Annotated in this window: 19 protein-coding genes; 6 read left to right on the top strand and 13 right to left on the bottom strand. The window is 36.8% G+C overall.

Features of this window, described 5'->3' with window-relative positions; translation table 11 throughout:
- Positions 1–13: 13 nt before the first annotated feature.
- From KO524_RS12460 to KO524_RS12470, 3 genes are all read right to left on the bottom strand, one after another.
- A complete protein-coding gene (locus KO524_RS12460; RefSeq protein ID WP_255555256.1) occupies positions 14–418 on the bottom strand; it encodes a CatB-related O-acetyltransferase in 405 nt (134 codons plus the stop codon).
- A 178-nt stretch (positions 419–596) separates the two neighbouring features.
- Positions 597–1,439, bottom strand: coding sequence for a GNAT family N-acetyltransferase (locus KO524_RS12465; protein WP_219294505.1), 843 nt, complete (start codon positions 1,437–1,439; stop codon positions 597–599).
- A gap of 148 nt (positions 1,440–1,587) precedes the next feature.
- The gene (locus tag KO524_RS12470; RefSeq protein WP_219294506.1) at positions 1,588–2,190 is read right to left on the bottom strand and encodes a GrpB family protein; all 603 of its coding nucleotides are present in this window, start codon (positions 2,188–2,190) and stop codon (positions 1,588–1,590) included.
- 473 nt (positions 2,191–2,663) lie between these two features.
- Between KO524_RS12470 and KO524_RS12475 the strand changes: the two genes are divergently transcribed.
- From KO524_RS12475 to KO524_RS12485, 3 genes are all read left to right on the top strand, one after another.
- Entirely contained in the window at positions 2,664–3,062 is a 399-nt protein-coding gene (locus KO524_RS12475; RefSeq protein ID WP_219294507.1) for an OsmC family protein, read from the top strand.
- A gap of 49 nt (positions 3,063–3,111) precedes the next feature.
- On the top strand, positions 3,112–4,848 hold the full coding sequence (locus KO524_RS12480; protein WP_219294508.1) for a thiamine pyrophosphate-dependent enzyme: 1,737 nt from the start codon (positions 3,112–3,114) through the stop codon (positions 4,846–4,848).
- 234 nt (positions 4,849–5,082) lie between these two features.
- The gene (locus KO524_RS12485) at positions 5,083–6,342 is read left to right on the top strand and encodes an MFS transporter (RefSeq protein WP_219294509.1); all 1,260 of its coding nucleotides are present in this window, start codon (positions 5,083–5,085) and stop codon (positions 6,340–6,342) included.
- A 37-nt stretch (positions 6,343–6,379) separates the two neighbouring features.
- On the opposite strand, the gene KO524_RS12490 is transcribed toward KO524_RS12485, so the two are convergent.
- The 3 genes from KO524_RS12490 to KO524_RS12500 form a co-directional block, all read right to left on the bottom strand.
- On the bottom strand, positions 6,380–7,483 hold the full coding sequence (locus KO524_RS12490; RefSeq protein WP_219294510.1) for a Fic family protein: 1,104 nt from the start codon (positions 7,481–7,483) through the stop codon (positions 6,380–6,382).
- A 169-nt stretch (positions 7,484–7,652) separates the two neighbouring features.
- On the bottom strand, positions 7,653–8,231 hold the full coding sequence (locus tag KO524_RS12495; protein ID WP_219294511.1) for a hypothetical protein: 579 nt from the start codon (positions 8,229–8,231) through the stop codon (positions 7,653–7,655).
- 51 nt (positions 8,232–8,282) lie between these two features.
- Positions 8,283–8,669: a helix-turn-helix domain-containing protein gene (locus KO524_RS12500; protein ID WP_219294512.1), complete on the bottom strand. Its 387-nt coding sequence runs from the start codon at positions 8,667–8,669 to the stop codon at positions 8,283–8,285.
- Between the two features lie 174 nt (positions 8,670–8,843).
- On the opposite strand from KO524_RS12500, the gene KO524_RS12505 reads away from it, so the two are divergent.
- Positions 8,844–10,370, top strand: coding sequence for a hypothetical protein (locus KO524_RS12505; protein ID WP_219294513.1), 1,527 nt, complete (start codon positions 8,844–8,846; stop codon positions 10,368–10,370).
- 323 nt (positions 10,371–10,693) lie between these two features.
- A complete protein-coding gene (locus tag KO524_RS12510) occupies positions 10,694–10,894 on the top strand; it encodes a hypothetical protein (RefSeq protein WP_219294514.1) in 201 nt (66 codons plus the stop codon).
- Positions 10,895–11,067: 173 nt separating this feature from the next.
- Here the strand turns inward: KO524_RS12510 and KO524_RS15590 are convergent, their stop codons facing one another.
- Together KO524_RS15590 and KO524_RS12520 are read right to left on the bottom strand one after the other, a co-directional pair.
- Positions 11,068–11,448 (bottom strand): DUF1801 domain-containing protein, encoded by a 381-nt coding sequence (locus tag KO524_RS15590; RefSeq protein ID WP_219294515.1) that lies wholly within the window; start codon positions 11,446–11,448, stop codon positions 11,068–11,070.
- Between the two features lie 176 nt (positions 11,449–11,624).
- Positions 11,625–11,726, bottom strand: coding sequence for a helix-turn-helix domain-containing protein (locus KO524_RS12520; RefSeq protein WP_219294516.1), 102 nt, complete (start codon positions 11,724–11,726; stop codon positions 11,625–11,627).
- Between the two features lie 396 nt (positions 11,727–12,122).
- Between KO524_RS12520 and KO524_RS12525 the strand changes: the two genes are divergently transcribed.
- Complete coding sequence (locus tag KO524_RS12525; RefSeq protein ID WP_255555257.1) at positions 12,123–12,431, top strand: cupin domain-containing protein; 309 nt, start codon at positions 12,123–12,125, stop codon at positions 12,429–12,431.
- Between the two features lie 277 nt (positions 12,432–12,708).
- Here the strand turns inward: KO524_RS12525 and KO524_RS12530 are convergent, their stop codons facing one another.
- From KO524_RS12530 to KO524_RS12550, 5 genes are all read right to left on the bottom strand, one after another.
- Positions 12,709–14,511 carry a hypothetical protein gene (locus KO524_RS12530; protein WP_219294517.1) on the bottom strand — a complete coding sequence of 601 codons (1,803 nt, stop codon included), beginning with the start codon at positions 14,509–14,511 and terminating at the stop codon, positions 12,709–12,711.
- 55 nt (positions 14,512–14,566) lie between these two features.
- Positions 14,567–14,887, bottom strand: coding sequence for a hypothetical protein (locus KO524_RS12535; protein ID WP_219294518.1), 321 nt, complete (start codon positions 14,885–14,887; stop codon positions 14,567–14,569).
- A gap of 285 nt (positions 14,888–15,172) precedes the next feature.
- Complete coding sequence (locus KO524_RS12540) at positions 15,173–15,343, bottom strand: hypothetical protein (protein ID WP_219294519.1); 171 nt, start codon at positions 15,341–15,343, stop codon at positions 15,173–15,175.
- 238 nt (positions 15,344–15,581) lie between these two features.
- A complete protein-coding gene (locus tag KO524_RS12545) occupies positions 15,582–15,932 on the bottom strand; it encodes a DUF1801 domain-containing protein (RefSeq protein ID WP_219294520.1) in 351 nt (116 codons plus the stop codon).
- Positions 15,933–16,068: 136 nt separating this feature from the next.
- Positions 16,069–17,226 (bottom strand): PepSY domain-containing protein, encoded by a 1,158-nt coding sequence (locus tag KO524_RS12550; protein ID WP_219294521.1) that lies wholly within the window; start codon positions 17,224–17,226, stop codon positions 16,069–16,071.

Raw genomic sequence — 17,226 nt, forward strand, 5'->3', positions numbered from 1 at the left:
TTCAACACCCTTTTTATTCGTGCTCGAGATCGTATTTTAATGCTTGCTCTACTAAAATATCAATATCGGCAGCACATATAAATGCTTGGAGTTTGGTGAATTTATCAGTAGGCCATTCGTATAGCTGTAATGCCAATAAGTCGTCTATTATTTGCTGCGCGAATCGAGTTTTAACCAACTGAGCCGGATTGCCAGCTACAATAGTATAAGGCGCCACATTCTTAGTTACTACAGCTCCCGAAGCAATAATAGCTCCCTCGCCAATTGTAATCCCGGGCATAATCATCGCTCGCATACCAATCCAGGCGCCATCGCCAATAACCGTATCCTCTTTGCCAATATAGGCATCAGTTATGACCTCCACAAAAGGATATAAGCTAAACCAATCATCAACTTTATAAAATAATAAGTCAACCAACTGGATTCACTATAATCTTTCAACTGCTCACTCTGTTGAAAAAAAGTGACCAATTTACTTAAGAAATGTGGAACATTGTCTGCAAGTAACACTCCGTAATATTTTGTATGGGATTCCTCCAAATATAAATTTGTTCGCCTTACAAACTACGTATATGGGTTAATCATACCAAAAGCTTTTATAAGTTCTTAATCATTTCGAATTGCGACAAGCGATAACTCAATCCCATACTTTGTAAAAAAGCAATTACATCTATTGCCTCGTGATCCACATTGTTGATTGCTATTTCTGGACCACCTACTGCCGTTTTCATTGCTTCAATCAATTTTGTAGCCACACCTTTACGACGCTGATTCGGTGCCACAGCTAGCTGCTGGATTCGAGCTATACTCGCATAAAAAGCCACATAACCCACCAATGCTCCGCCTTCATAAGCTCCTAAAACGCTCAAACGCTCTCGGCTGTTATCCAAAGCCTGCTCACTGGCTTGCCACGCTGGGGAAGCAGTCCAAAACGTTTTTAAACAATCCCAATCCAAGTTAACCAAATCGCGAACTTCAAGGTTTTTATTTTCTGCTACAACCGCAACAACACCTTTAAAAGAGTCTAAAGTACGATTGACACGATAACCCATTTTTTCATAAGCCCGAATCGCCGAATCATTACCTAATATCACCTCCAACAACATGGCTTTTACACCGAGTTCCTGTAGTTTTGGCAATAAAAAACGATACATATTCGCTACAATACCTTTGCCTCTAAACTCCGGAACGACACCTGTTCCCGCATTATAGACGCAAACCTTACCATCCATATGGTTAATAGCATGCAACATAAGCCCCACTAATTTACCTGCCGAAACCACGCCAATAGACAAATTCAATTGAATGTTTTCCGCAGCTATTTTTTGCTCCAATTGCGCGACTGTTAACTGTAAGGGTATAACATAATCGGCAAATACTTCGTTTAAGATATTAAGAATGCTTTGTAAATCTGTATTTTCTAAAGTGATTAGTTCCATGTTTTTACTTAATGTTCTCCAAATTATTATTTTAATGTAGTGCTAGCAGTAACAACAGCCACTGCTTAATTATCAGCTCTTCGCATTCCCTTGCAAGCACTGCTTACACGATTATGAACCAAGAGCATTTTGTTTTAATTACTGATTATTATAGATTGTGCAACTTTCGATACCAAGTCACTGCCTTTTGTTCGTGCTCCTTTAAAAAGGCATCTTTGTACGTATTGTAATCATTACCGTCCTTCCATTCTCTTTCAACTAAATGCTCTTTTAAAGTTTGATATTGGGCTTTCACCTGCTGATGGGCACTTAAATAATCGCGAAAGGCAATGTGTCGCAGCCAATGTTCGGAGTTTATCGGAATCACATGTATATGCGCTCTACGGTACTGATGGTCGTGTACCGTTTCGGGAATTTCATCGGACTGGGTGAAACGCTTCGGTATTCCCAATTGTTCCGGACTTTGATTCAGCAATAGAAAAAACCGCCGATACGGCATTAGCACGTTATACTTTTCATAGTATACGTAATTTCCTGCCGATAGTAAACCCGCCACTTTGTCTAAATCCGATTCAACAGCTACCCCCACCAATACATCAATTACCGGCTTAGCCGACAAACCTACTACAGCAGTACTACCGATATGTTCTACCGATACAGCTAATTCAGATAAGGCATCAAGCAGTTCGATCTCAATGGTTTCAAACTGCTTTTTCCAATCAACAGTATATTTTTCAAATGGTAAAATCATCGGTGTTTATTTAAGCACAACAAGCCATTTAAACGGCTAAAAATGCACGGTAAGAACAAAAGTAATTGGCTTTTCGAAAATACTAAAAAAGATTGAAAAGTGCCGTAGAAAACCGGAATCAAATTTTCAAAAGTTCCCTATTTCAGCAAATCGGTATAAACTTTATTATAACCAAAATCATCTAACTCGTGAGCCTGACTAGGCTGATACGATTTATCGAAAAAAAATCGATTCAATAAATATATTTCTCTTAAAAAAGTAAAAACTATCTCTTTTTTTATTAAATTTATAAGGGTAATACCCTTGATAATAACGGAATATAATAGTTAACCTGAAATAGGTCTATAAAATAGTTTTAATCGTTTTTAAAAACAGCATCAACCGAGCTGTGCCTCGTTAGTTATAGAAAACAATATATCCTCCCCATTGTACTCCAACACCCTCGTTTTGTATTAACTCAAAAAGGATTTAAAATGGCTCAAGTAAACTCAAGTATTAAAAAGGATTTGTACCAGATTGAAATCAAAACCCCAACGGGCAACATCATCCACGCCGATGAACCTCTAGATAAAGGCGGAAAAGACAGCGGTTTTTCACCCAAGGAATTATTAACTGCCGCTTTAAGTGCTTGTACCTCGGCAACGATACGGATGTATGCCGATCGCAAAGGTTGGGATCTGCAAGAAGTACGCATGAACGTGGAATTGTCAGAAGCCGACGAGTCAACGCTTTTTACCCGTAAAATCGAGTTAATCGGCAATTTAGACGAGGCTCAAAAAAAGCGTTTGCTCTTTGTAGCCAACTCCTGTCCAGTGCACAAAATCCTAACTCATCAGATCGAATTCCACACCCTGATCGTGGATCAATCATAAAAAACAAAAACTTCCACTTCATTACGAATTTTCTAAAACAGCCCCCATTATGAGTAAAATAGTCGCAGAACAATTAGTTGATATGTTGATAGAAGCCGGAGTAAAACGGGTGTATGCCGTGACTGGTGATAGTTTAAACCACTTTAACGATGCCATCCGCCGAAGTGGAAAAATCAAGTGGATACACGTGCGACACGAAGAAGTGGGGGCCTATGCCGCGGCAGCCGAAGCAGAACTCGATGGTTTTGCCGTTTGCGCCGGTAGTTGCGGTCCCGGACATGTGCATTTGATCAACGGTTTATATGACGCACATCGCTCCCACGTGCCGATGCTCGCCATTGCCTCTACCATCAATACCGATGAAATGGGTATGGACTATTTTCAAGAAACCAATACCATCAAATTGTTTGACGATTGCAGTTACTACAATCAAATGATCATGACCGCCGAGCAGGCACCCCGTATTATACAAACCGCGATCCAACACGCCTTGGGTAAAAAGGGCGTAGCTGTGATTGGCTTACCCGGTGATGTGTCGCAGTTGAAAGCTGTTGAAAGCACGACATCTACGCAGTATTTTAACTGTAATCCCGTGATTCGACCATCAGACTTCGAGTTACAACAATTGGTTAACGCCATTGAAAGCAGTTCTAAAATCACTTTGTTTTGCGGTATCGGATCGGAAAAAGCGCACGATCAGGTGGTGCGACTCGCACAACACCTCAAAGCTCCTGTCGGTTATTCGTTTCGCGGTAAAATGAGTATACAACCCAACAATCCCTACGAAATTGGGATGACGGGACTACTCGGACAACCTTCGGCCTACCACAGCATGCACGAGTCGGATTTGGTGATTCTTTTAGGTACGGATTTTCCGTATGATAAATTTATGCCTACCAACAACAAAATCGTTCAAATCGATACCAGCACCGAACGCCTCGGCAGACGTGCCCAATTGCATTTGGGACTTTGTGGGGATGTAGCTCATACCATAGACGCCCTCTTACCGCTGTTGGCAGAAAAAACCGACGACAGCTTTCTCAAAGCCCAATTGGAATTTTACGATAAAGTCAAAGAACACAAAAACATTTATATCAACGACAACGGATCTGAAGATGCTATTCAACCCGAATACCTCGCGCATATAATCGATAGACTCGCCGATCAAGACGCGATTTTCACCGTAGATACAGGAATGACCTGCGTATGGGGTGCGCGATTCATTACCGGTACCGGACAGCGAAAAATGCTCGGATCCTTTAACCACGGTTCTATGGCTAATGCCATGCCCATGGCAATTGGAGCAGCACTCGCCCACCCAGAACAACAAATCATCGCCATGTGTGGAGACGGTGGACTTTCGATGTTACTCGGCGATCTAGCTACGATAAAACAATATAACCTACCCATCAAAATTATCGTATTCAACAACCGCGCACTGGGCATGGTTAAACTCGAAATGGAAGTCAATGGACTACCCGATAATGAAACCGATATGGTCAATCCCGATTTTGGTATGGTAGCCCTAGCAATGGGATTCCCCGGTATCAATGTACACAAACCCGAAGACGTACTCGATGCCGTTAAAAAAGCCTTTTTGCACGACGGCCCCATCTTACTCAATGTATTTACCAATCCGAACGCCTTAGCCATGCCTCCAAAAATGGAATGGGCACAGGTAACCGGTATGGCCAAATCCATGACACGACTGATGCTCGGCGGTAAAATGGACGAGGTTCTGGATACGATAAAAACCAACTACAAACACCTCAAAGAAGGTTTTTAATCTTTTTATCTTTTAGTCACTTTGTCTAATGTTTTTTATGAGTTTTAAACACTTTGTCTAATACTTCTTTAGAAATATTTCTCACTTTGTCTAATAGTTTTGATGAGTTTTAATCGCATTGTATATAACTTATTTAGAAATTTTAATCACTCTGTCTAATACGCTATTATAAGATTTAACCGAATCCGCTTTTGTCATTTACTTTGAATCAATTTTAACTTAATCCCTCCACTGATGGATCATACTCTTACTAAGTCGCATACCAAATACTACGTGATTGCGTGGGTTTTCGGATTATTGTTTTATTTTTTGGATTATGTAATCCGTTCAGCACCCGCGGTGATGATACCGGAGCTCTCATCCAATTTTCACGTCAGTTCGATCGGTTTGGTTAACATTATCGGAACGTATTATTATACTTATTCGATTTGCAGTTTAATAGCCGGTATGGCCTTAGACCGCTTTGGAGCAAAATACTCGCTGTTTGCGGGAGCTTTTATCTTGGGGCTTGGGTGTTTGCTGTTTTTGATATCGAGTCAGTTTGCAGGTACTGCAGGTCGATTACTACAAGGTGCGGGCTGTGCTTTTGCCTTTCCCGGTTGTGTGTATCTCGCTAGTAAGGGTTTTTCTGCCAAATCCCTGGCTACAGCCATCGGTTTTACGCAGTGTTTTGGAATGCTCGGCGGTTCAGCAGGACAGTTTATCGTAGGGCCTTGGATGGAAAACGGCATGGAAATCCATACGTTTTGGTTGTGGTCCGGACTGTTTACCATTCTCGTTGCGGTGGGATTGTGGTTTGTGATTCCCACCAATGACGCCAAAGAAATCGCTAATAACGAAAAAAGACCGAGCTTGCTCGAACCTTATAAAATTGTATTTAGCAATCCGCAATCGTGGTACTGCGGTATCATATCGGGACTGCTCTTTGCACCAACCACCATATTTGCCATGACTTGGGCTGTGGCCTTTTTTCAAAAAGACCTCGCCTTCGATTTTCATACCGCCACCGTTGCCAGTGCCATGGTCGCGTTGGGATGGGTGTTCGGTTGTCCAATATTGGGTTATTTTACCGATAAAATCGGACGTAGAAAACCGATACTGCGCCTCGGTGCGCTTATCATGATTGCGAGTTTAATATTGCTACTGTACTTCCCCGATCTGATACCCGCCAAAGTCAGTATGTTTATGATGGGTATCGGTTCCGGTGCTGCCATGATTCCGTATTCCATTATCAAAGAAGCCAATCCCGATTTCGTCAAAGGCAGCGCAACCGGTGCTATCAACTTTATTACTTTTGGAGTGACCACCTTGGTGAGTCCCGTGTTTAGTCGACTTTTTGGACGAAGTTTAGAAGATACAAGCGATAAAATTCTGCACTTTCAACAAGCCGGATTCTTTTGGATTGTCGGTATAGCCATAGCTATAGGAATTAGTTTTTTGTTGAAGGAAACGGGGATGAAAAGTACACAGAAAGCAGTGGTTAATAATCGGTGATTTGCTATTGGTGAAATAACCGATTGTAAGGTAAAAATCAAGAGCTAAAATTCAATTCATAACGTACGGATCGTCCGGCTCCAATAGCAGTGAAAATTTGTTTTTCTACTAAATCTATTAAATCTCTGGTTGCAGTAGCTTTTGAAATCTTAGTAATGGATATATACTTTCTGGCTGTCATACCGCCATCAAAACCCGCTATACCTTGATCAAATATCTTTAGTACTACTTTATATTGCCGTTCGTTTAGCTGCAACTTCTTTTGATCCAAAAAATGTGCTTTTTTAATCGTAAAGGCTATTATTTTCTTCGTTAACTTTTGAGACTCTAAAATGGTTTGTGAAAAATACCATATCCAATCCGTAATCTCCAATGACTTTTGAGCTGTTTTTAAGGCGTTATAATATTTTTTTTTATCTTTTTCAATCATACTCGACAAACTCATAATCAAAGGACGTTGAAAAGATTCTCCCAAACATTTTTCAGCTAAGGCTCTACCTATTCTACCGTTACCGTCTTCAAAAGGATGTATGGATTCAAAATACAAATGTGTAATGGCTGTTTTAATTAAAATACCTTTTATATCCAATACAGTTACATCAAATTGCTGGTACCACTCTACAAATTGTCTCATCTCTTCAGCCAATCTATTGGAAGGAGGTGCCTCGAAATGGATTTGTTCCTTGCCATAACGACCACTAACAATGACCATAGGTTCCTCTCCTTGCCTATAGTGTCCCGACTGAATGCGCTTCGAATTGCCAAACAAGGTCTGGTGCCAATCTTTGATAAGCTGTTCGGACAGCACTGCTTGATAATCGTTGTGTACCAATACCATCAATTCCCCAATTCCTCGGGCATTTTTATCTTTGATACTTAAAGCCGATGTGACATCGATTCGGTTCTTAATCGACGATATGATATCTTGACGGCTGTAATATTCCCCCTCAATTTCAGAAGTTTTAAGGGCCTCATCAATCATAAATTGAAGTATGGTTTCCTGACGAATATCTTCTGATAAGTTTTCAATCATCCCTTTAATTTCGCCAATTTCTAAGGCAAACTCCAAGATTATCTGATCTATAACAGCTGCATTATAATCAAATTTCGCCCATTCTTTATGTTGCCAATTGTATTGCATAAGCCGGTTAAATTTCTTAAACAAATCAAATATACATAAAAAATGAGCCGATTAAGTGATTTAATCGGCTCATTTTTTTTACTCAATTTAGTTTCTAATTGGCATATTGCTTTCCTCTTAAAGATACAAAGCTGAGAAACGCGAATCAAATGCAATCTATTATCTACCTTTAGTTGTAATATCTTAGACCATTGTATATAAGCAGTTTTCGCGGGGCATCAGCGATTAATAAACTCATGTCAATCACGAAACCTGTAGGGCTATTTGGTTGCAATTTTAAATTTACGAAAACTCTATTATCTTTAGCGGTATGATACCACAGCGCAATTTTATTGGCGAAGTGTTCCTCTAATTCTTGCTGGCTTTTATCTCCGAGTTCCACAATCATCTGATCCAGTAAAGCGATATCGTTTTCGGTAAACTCGTCGTCATAAAACTCTTGAAGTGGCATGATGTAATCCATTTCCTCACTGTGCTTTTCTTCGATATAATCTCCTAAATAAAAAAAAGAATTCGAGGCTAAGTCTACGAACAAGGCTGTCGAATTAAGCCCTGATTGCCCTACTGTATAAGTTAAATCTAAAAAGGGAATACCGCTTTTGCAAATAGAACGCTCATCCAAAATATAAAACAGCCCCAACAGTCTCGCTTTGGAAAGGTTTTTTATCCGATTACATAAATATACAGCCGTATTACCGATTTTATCTAATTGGTTTTTGTCAAATTTTATGTGAGTTGGTGTATTCATCTTCGCTTACATACTAAAAGCAAATGCTCTAATTTGTTTAAAAAACAAAGCTTACTTCCCCATCATCTTCTCCAGCATCGCCATTTTTTCTTTTTCGGCAGCAAGTAAACGTTCGTAGAGTTCCACGACTTTGTCTAGAGGGTTGAATGTCGGGTGATAGTTTCCCATATTATTAAGTGTAGCACTATCATTAAAAGTACTTGTAATAATATTTAAAACCTTTTCGTCTGAATATTCTTTTAAGGCTTGTACCGGTACTTCTAATACTTCGGCAACGGCTACTAATTTGGAATCTTCTACTTCTTCGCTGTTTTCTAACATAGATACTTGTTGTTGGCTGATGCCCAATAATTCGGCTAAAGTAGTTTGTTTCATACCTTTCATTTCGCGGATTCGGCTGATATTTTTACCGATGTGTTTTTTAGTAGGTTTTTCCATAATGTCACTGTTTAAAATGCTACTGTAACAAATATAAAAAAAATGATTTCAAATCAAATTGAAATTTTTATTAAAAATGGTAAAATACCTTATTAAAATGATACAAAACCTTGATTATAGGTTTGGTACCACTCTAGTTTTTTAAAAATTTGGAAATAATAAAAATAAAAACTCATGAAAAATGCTATCAACATCATTTCCCAACAAAATTTCACAACCCAACTACTTGATAATCTGGAGCACTTGATAAAACTCGGTTTACTCACAAACATCTGGTATGGTTTTAGCCTACACCGCAGTGCCAAAGTACTGTGGCTGTACACCACCAATAAAAAGCAGCTAAAGCGGTTTTTTACCGACAAAAGTTTAAAGACACTTGAACACCAAAATCAACTTGATATGATAGTTCTTGACACCAAAGACCTTGATTTTCAACGCGATAACGGAAACTATTTTTCAAAGTTATATCTAACAGAGGCTCATTGGATTTACTGCTCGGATAAGGTAGTATTTTCGTCTTGGTGCAACGAAATGGATTTTGACCGTTTTAAAGACAGTTATACGCAAAAACAAAAGTTACTGGCTACTTACGGCAACGAATTTGTTGCACAACAAGCTATAGGAAGCTGGGGCTTTTATATCAAATCGTTTCAAAACGATTGCGATTATCTGGAATTGCTGGTTTTTGGAATAACCCATTCCAAACAAACCCTATCGAAACGGCTGTTGCGTTTGGAAAAACACATTCCTGAAGTAAAGCGTCTGTTTGTCAAAGAAAATGCTGCTGAATATTATTTAATAAAAGATGTTTTAAATGAAAACGACGGTGGTTTTAACATGGATTGGCACAATGCCTTGCTTTGCATTCAAAAGCGTTTTAAACGATTGGTACATGCGCAAATGCATGCGGTTTGGGCTAAAGCACACCAACAAAAGTTACCAAAATCCAAAATTCCACAACATCCTATTTGGAACTGTAAAAACGCTACTCGCCATCTCAATCAATTATGCCAATTGCCCGAAGTAGAAGAGGTTTATCTGTTTGGCCAAAACCTACAAATTACAAATCAAAATCCCACAACACACTACTATTTATTGGCGATTACTACCGTTGACACTCCTGAAAAACAACACTATTTTCAAGGATTGTTTTCCAATTCGAACAGCAGTTCGTCTTTTACTATAATTCAACACAGCCGAATATGGATACAGCGATACGCCTACGAGTACCAAGGTTTTTTAAAAAATGTACTCCGCTGTAAAAATCGCATCTATCAATCGGATTGGCATCCACCTTTGCATTGGTATTCCAACTACGAACCGTTTTACGACGATTTATGGCAAGAAATAAAACAACTCCATGCGTTTTATAAAAAGAAATTGAGAAAACAACTGCAAAGTCCGGTTGCTCAACAGAGTTTTTCGACCAAAATTTTACATCATTATTTGTCCAGATCGCTACAGCTCTACCTATACGCTAAATCGTATTACAAACCCACTACCTCCCATTTACATACGCTATGGAATTTGTGTTTATACATATCGCCCGAGTTTTATGCTGTGGATACCCAACTGAAATCTTTTCCTTTAAACTTACTCGACAATTTAGAAGGAACTTACCAAACACCGAAAACCCAATTGATTCTGGACGTTTCCACCACAAAAAAAATGTCGGAACTGTTTTCTTTAATTCAGCAATAATCATATATACAAAATTTGACCGCAGCTAAATTCCACTTTTGCTATGCAGTGGTTTTTAGTGAAAACTAAAGAAAAAACTGTAAAACATCACCCAATCTGCGACTAAACCTTCTAAAGTTAGTCCTGGTTTATAGTGCGGGATTTTAGTATTAGCACATTTCGTATGCAACCTCATTAAAAAATAAAGACCTGTCAAAATAAGCAATGAGATTTTGCGTTATGCCTTAGGATTGTTTAGAATTAGGCCTGAACATTTTTTTAAACAGGCAAAACAAGGCGAAATTTTATAATAAACACAACAACATTACTATCACTTTATACCGATGAAAAAACGTTTTTTGAATTTACTTAGTGTGGCTTTTGTACTAACCACTATTGGTTTTTTAATGGATGCCGATCTAAGAGAATCGAGTATGCTGATGCGCTTTACAGAGTTTATTGGAATGGCGATAATTGCCTTTTCAATCCTTTCAGCACTTTATTTTAGCAGTGTGTTTGTATGGAATAAAATGCGCAAAAATTAAGTTTTATTCCAAATGATTGAGTGAATTGGCTTGTGAACTTAAAAATAAAAATACTATGGTTTACTTAGAATTTAGCGACTAAACGGAAAGTATAACTGTTATTAGTATAAACTTCAAGTTTTTAAGGATAAAACTACAAACCTAGATGCTTGCTAGAATGTAGCTGTTACGGCTTACTGATTTTTGCGTTTTCTCGATTTTCGCGAACGTACTCTCACTAAATTTACTGCTTCGCTAACTATAGTGTTAATGAGATCCGTCGGGATATTGTTATAGGGATCAATTATCAATGTTCTGAATCGTATAGTAGCACCTCTTTCTAATTGAGGGTGACTTAATTGCTGTCCTGAAATAAAAAAAATACAGGGTTTCCTTGTTTCCTTATCAACCCACAAACAACAAATCGTTTTTTTATGGTATAGAAAACAAGGCATTCCATACCTAACTGATTCTGTCAGTATAACATCTCTATTCAAAATAATAGTCCGTAATTCTAACAAACAACTACTGTTTGGCTCGTCTTGAGTTTGATAAATATTTCTCAGTTTCTTCACCCTATTAATTTGTTAGATTAAATCAGCTACAAAACAACATAACTACCTGTATGTAAATATAATAAAAAATTTATTTTAACCAAATGAATAGCCTAAAAACAGCTTTTTCTTTATTAAATATGCTAATCACACGTTTTTTCGCTAGAAAATCAGAGATCTATATATCGGTAATTAGTTTAAAAACTACTCGGAACACTGCCAAATCGCTTCCTAAAAGCCATCGAAAAATGGTTGTAGTGTTTGTATCCAACCCGCTGTGCCAAAGCAGCAATACTCATGGAAGGCTTTTAAAAAAAATTAAGATGAAATCCATCCAAACAAAGTTGTCTGCGCCGTTGTATAAAACCGTTATCAGCAATAACTTCTTCCGATTCAACACCATATTGCCCTTTGGAAAGGATCTGACTCGCAGACAATTCTAAAACACGGCTCCATTGCTGGCTTCGCTCATTTATAATTTCAATTTTCATATTGCCTTACTCCTCTTTGAATTTAATCTTATCAATATGTCAATATAAGCGTTTTAAAAGTGTGCTGTTTTCGTATTTTTTCCTGCTTCTATCATATATAAAAATAAGTAACTTTGTATAGTTATTTATATTGAATACAAATAAGGCTTTAAATAGATTTACTAACGAGTATCCCTTATCATGGACTCCAAATAAAAAAATATTATGAAAATAAAAAAAATCGATCTGCAAAAAGAATCCGCAACACTCCCAGATTTTTTGACATTACGTTCACTAGGAAAAATCAATAACCACGAAATCCAATTGATTAAATTAGAAGGCGAATACGAATGGCATACACATGAAGATGAAGATAAATTATTCTTTGTCGTTGATGGTATATTGGAATTACAATTTCGCGATCAAACCATTGAAATTTATGCCAACGAATGTATTATAGTGCCCAAAGGTGTTGAAAACAAACCAGCCGGTAAACCTCAAACCACCTTGTTGATTTTTGAACCACAGCGATAAGACAGCTTCTTTTTAATTCGATACTGCTGGGGTTACTGCTCGGAGTGATTTGTGCCTATTAAACCAAATTCACCTAACTGTACCATTCCAGCTATCAGCGGGTTAAATAAACACTTTACAAGGAACATACAGTCGATCTACAACTATCTACCTCGCTATCAACGTCTAAACACATTTATTTACAAATGCTACACAAAAGCAATACAAACATCATACAAATAAAATATTGGTTGATAGCTATTTTTTCTGTCAGCCGAGCATTGCAAACTTAGTGTTCTCAATTTTTAACTTTACTAGCTATATTTTTTGGAGTTACTAATTTTAGAACAACTTCGTTATTCCTTTTTGAGATATAGTAAGGAGTAATTGTATTGGCGATTTCTGCTAAACCAATAGTTAATACTCTTTCGTCCTGAGCAAATTCTTTTACTATTTTAGAGCTAAACACTTTTTTTCCATCTTTTTTATCTAAAATGATTAGTTCTAGATTGTCCTGATTTGAAAACCCTTTAGAGCTAATAGGATTAACTAAACAATATATATGTGTTTTAGTAAGCCCAACTTCTTTAATATATTTATTTAGTATACTGCTATAGTTGTTTGCTTGATCAAACGAATAGAAATTATTTTTATTAATACTTGGAAATTTCTCTGTATCGACGTCAAATACACGGTATTCTTTTATAGGGTTGTCTAAATTTTCTTTTTCCGATAAAAATAACTTTCCCGAATACCCGTCGCCATAAATGACTTCTTTCTTAGAACCTGCAAATACCGTAGATACAAAATAATATCCCGTTTTACTAACTCTTTGAACGCGGTTTAAATTTCCAAATCTATTGATTAGTTTCCCTGTATTTATATCAAATACAGCTAAATAGGGATTCTTTTGTTGATAAAAGGAGTCTAAAAAAGGATCTAAGTTCTCTTTTCCTTGATAATCTTCCAGTTCTACTTCAATTGGCCAAGTATTTCTTACACAAGGTATCACTATCTTAGTATCGTCCAAGACGAAATAAGTGTAATGTTGATACATAAATTCATCCTTAAAAATATCCAGATCTAATGCTGTCAGCTTTCTATTTTCCAATGTTTCCGTATCCATTGAGATAATAACGGGTTCATTGTAATAAGCCATATTGTACTCGCTTTCCATAAAAAGTTTGGGTAAAGAATAAGAAATACTGAGTTTATCCTTATTTATTAAGTTCGCTTGGCAAGCAATGTAGAATATTCCGCCCATTTTATCTTTTTCTTCAAATACATTTTGAGGTATGTCCACAAACTGCTTTTTTTCTATACTATCTGCAACTATTAGATTTTTAAAGTAACCTTGTTTGGCATGCAAATCGATTTCAAACAAATAGCCCGCATTTTTGAGTTCATCAGTAAAGATTAAATGATTGTTTTTGAATACTGCTTTTTCATAAATTCCGGAAATCGGGTAATTTTCATGTTCTTCTAGAACTATTTTATCATATATAAATTGTTGTTTATCCACGGTAGTATCAACTGCAAAATCCTTTTTTTGCAGTACTGTATTCGCGGAAAACGAAAACTCATCGTTATACTGCACTAAGTCGGTAATAAATTTTTTATTTAGTGTGGTTGGTTCTCCACCAATAATTAATCGCCCTTTTATCGGATTAATTTTTAATACATAAAGCCCATACATTTCTCCTGAATTAAAATCAAAAATATCTTTGTATTTATTTATGGTATCATACAAATAGACATCTGCTTGATACTTTTGTTGTTCAACATAACTTTGGGCAGATTTTTGATCTTCATAGATAGTCGCTAAAATCATTTTATGATCGCTGTTGTCGTTTTTTAGCATATTATAAAATGGTTTTATAACTGCTTCACAACGAGGACAACTCATAGGTCTGTATAAAATGAGATAAATCGCTTTATTTTCTTCCGTTATTGTTAAGTAGTTTTTTAAATAGTCAGTCGTATTGTCGTATTGTCGTATTTGAAGTCCATACGCTAACATTTCTTGTACAGGAGTAAGATTGTCTTGTGCTGTTATAGAAAAAGGTAAAAGACAGAGCAAGTATAAAAGATATTTCATCATAGGAATTGTATATTATTAATTATCAAAACCCTCTTTTTTAATTAAAAACCCTTATTTATTGCATAATTTCTATCTTAGCATTATATCCAGCTTCTTCTTGTAAAAAAGACAATAAATCTTCCGAAACAGGAACTTTTATAATATCGTGAACTTGTTTTGTTGGATTGGCTGAAGTATGTATCCATTGTACGCGATCATAGACACGAACATATTCATTTTTTTCTATAAGCTGTAATTGAGATTCGATTTTACCACATACACGTGTTGTGGCTCCTTTACAAGGATTATTAGCATTAGTACTCGCTTTGGTGCCATAATACGTTGAAGTTGTTTTATGGTCTTGTGCAAATGATGACAATCCTCCCGATAGCATCATTAATGATGTTAAAATGACATTTTTCATAATTTTGATTTTGATTAAATATGAAAAAGAGGGTAGCCTAAAATAAAACTATTTTTTAATTAGTTGATGCTCATTTGTCTTAATTAACAAATACGACCATGTTAAAATGCAATCTTAACTGTTGATTTTGTAAGTCTTTTTATTGTCTTTCTGGCTTTTTCAAGCGCTAAAAAATATTGATTAAGCTCAATAATGATAAATGCTAGAAAGAGACTTTGTAATAAGGCAGCAAGTGGCTGGAGTGAGGATTATTTTACTTTATACAAACAGGCTGCAAACAAAACCTATAAAAACACCTAAAAGTACTAGAAAAAAAATATTTCTCGCCCATTTTTCTTCTTTTCGCTCGTCGATTAAATTCGTTTTACGCTGTTTAATGAAAAGCCACCATAAAAAACCTCCAACATCACTAAAATCAGTATATCTCATTTATTACTTGTAAAAAAATCTTGTTTAAAAGTTATAAACCACTACTCTATAAAAAATCTTGATGAAATAAATCCAGCCAACAAAAAAAGTACAATTAAGAATAAAATATTTCTCGCCCATTTTTCTTCTTTTCGCTCGTCGATTAGATTCGTTTTACAAAATTTAATTAAAACCCACCATAAATAACCTCCTATATCTGAATATATAATATACGTCATCGTATAAATTTATAAAAATTTTATTTTGTATGCAAGCCCAAGACAACAGTCATGATATCGGTAATCGTTTGTAGCGGAATGTCTTGATGGGGATTTACATATAAGATTTTCATCCTCGAACGTTTGCCCGTTTCCAACTTGGGATGCGTTAACTTTTGCCCATCGACGAAAAGTATATAAGGCGTTTTGGTCTTCTTATCTATCCACAAATAACAAATTGCTTTTTTATTGTAAATAAAACAGGGCATCCCATATTTTCGCACTTCCGAGATTTGCACATGCTGATTCAAAATAATGCTGCGTAATGCCCATAAACAACTTCTATTGGATTCTTCTTGAGTCTGGTAAAAGTTTTGTAGCTCGTTTATCATTGGGATTTACTTTAAATAATTCTAGCGCCTTATCGTATTAATTAGTCAGGTAAATATAATGAAATCGACTCTAGAATAACCAAATACGGCTTTGTTCATTCTTCGGAAACTTATCAAGTTTTTTTGTTTGTCGTCGCTATAAGGTTCGTTTTTTTTTCTTCTTTTTACCTTTGTTTAACCAGATAATAAATCCGGTTAACGGCAGTGAAGCGCAGATCAAAGCCATAATAAAAGTAACTATTTTGGTATAAATACCTCCATAACTGCCCACGTGTAAATCGTAATTCATAGACGACAGGCGGTCTCCCAACGGTTGGGAATGCGAGCTTTTAATGTTTTGTATACCGCCCGTTTCTTTGTCAAAATAATACCATACAAACACGCCGCTTCTGTCTTTGTTTAAGCGAACCTGTATATCCTGAATGGCTTCTTTAGGTTTGAAGCGAATGGCCATCATAGCTGCCGTGGGATGTTGAGAAAGGGCGTAATTCAAAGCAGTATCCAACAAATTATCGCGTTTTGGAGTAAAGGGTATTTTTCCGAAATTTGGTGTGGTCGATGACACAGTGCTGAACGAATTAAAGCCGTTGACATAGATCTTTTTTACGGCAGGAAATGCAAATACCAAACCCGTTAAAGCGAATAAAAGCGCAAAACACAAGGCATAGATTCCCAAAATATTGTGCAAATCGTAGTTTAAACGTTTTCTATTGACTTTAAAATCAAAACGAAAACTGCGCTTCAAGGTTTTGCCTTTCCACTTTTTGGGCCACCATAGAACCAAGCCCGTAAGGAGAATGACCGCAAACAAGGCCGTGGCTGTACCAACAACAAGGCTTCCTACCTTCTTTCCCAACAGCAAATTCATGTGTAGTTGCAATACCAATTGAAAGAACTCGTTTTTACTGTCTTCTACCGCTTGTACTTCTCCGGTATATGGATTGACAAAAACCCTTTTGTAGTAGGTGTAATACGCCCAATGTCCAACAGCGTTTTCATTGGTTTTAGATGCTCTAAAAACCCAGGTTCTATCTTTGGCAGGAAACAGATCTACTCGCGATATTTTTTCGCCTTTCGGCAGAGCCAATTGTGCGTCTGCTTGCAGCACACTTAATGGAAGCGGCGTTCCATTAATTGTGCTGTCGGTGTTGGTAAAATATTTATCGGGATAAACCTGCAGTTTTAACTCGTCGTGAAACACGTAAATACAGCCCGTAATACTCACTATAAAAACGATGATTCCACTGAGCAGTCCCAACCATTTGTGAAACCAGAGAATTTGTTTTTTAAGCAT

It is taken from the genome of Flavobacterium sp. NKUCC04_CG (assembly GCF_019345525.1).
GTDB lineage: Bacteria > Bacteroidota > Bacteroidia > Flavobacteriales > Flavobacteriaceae > Flavobacterium.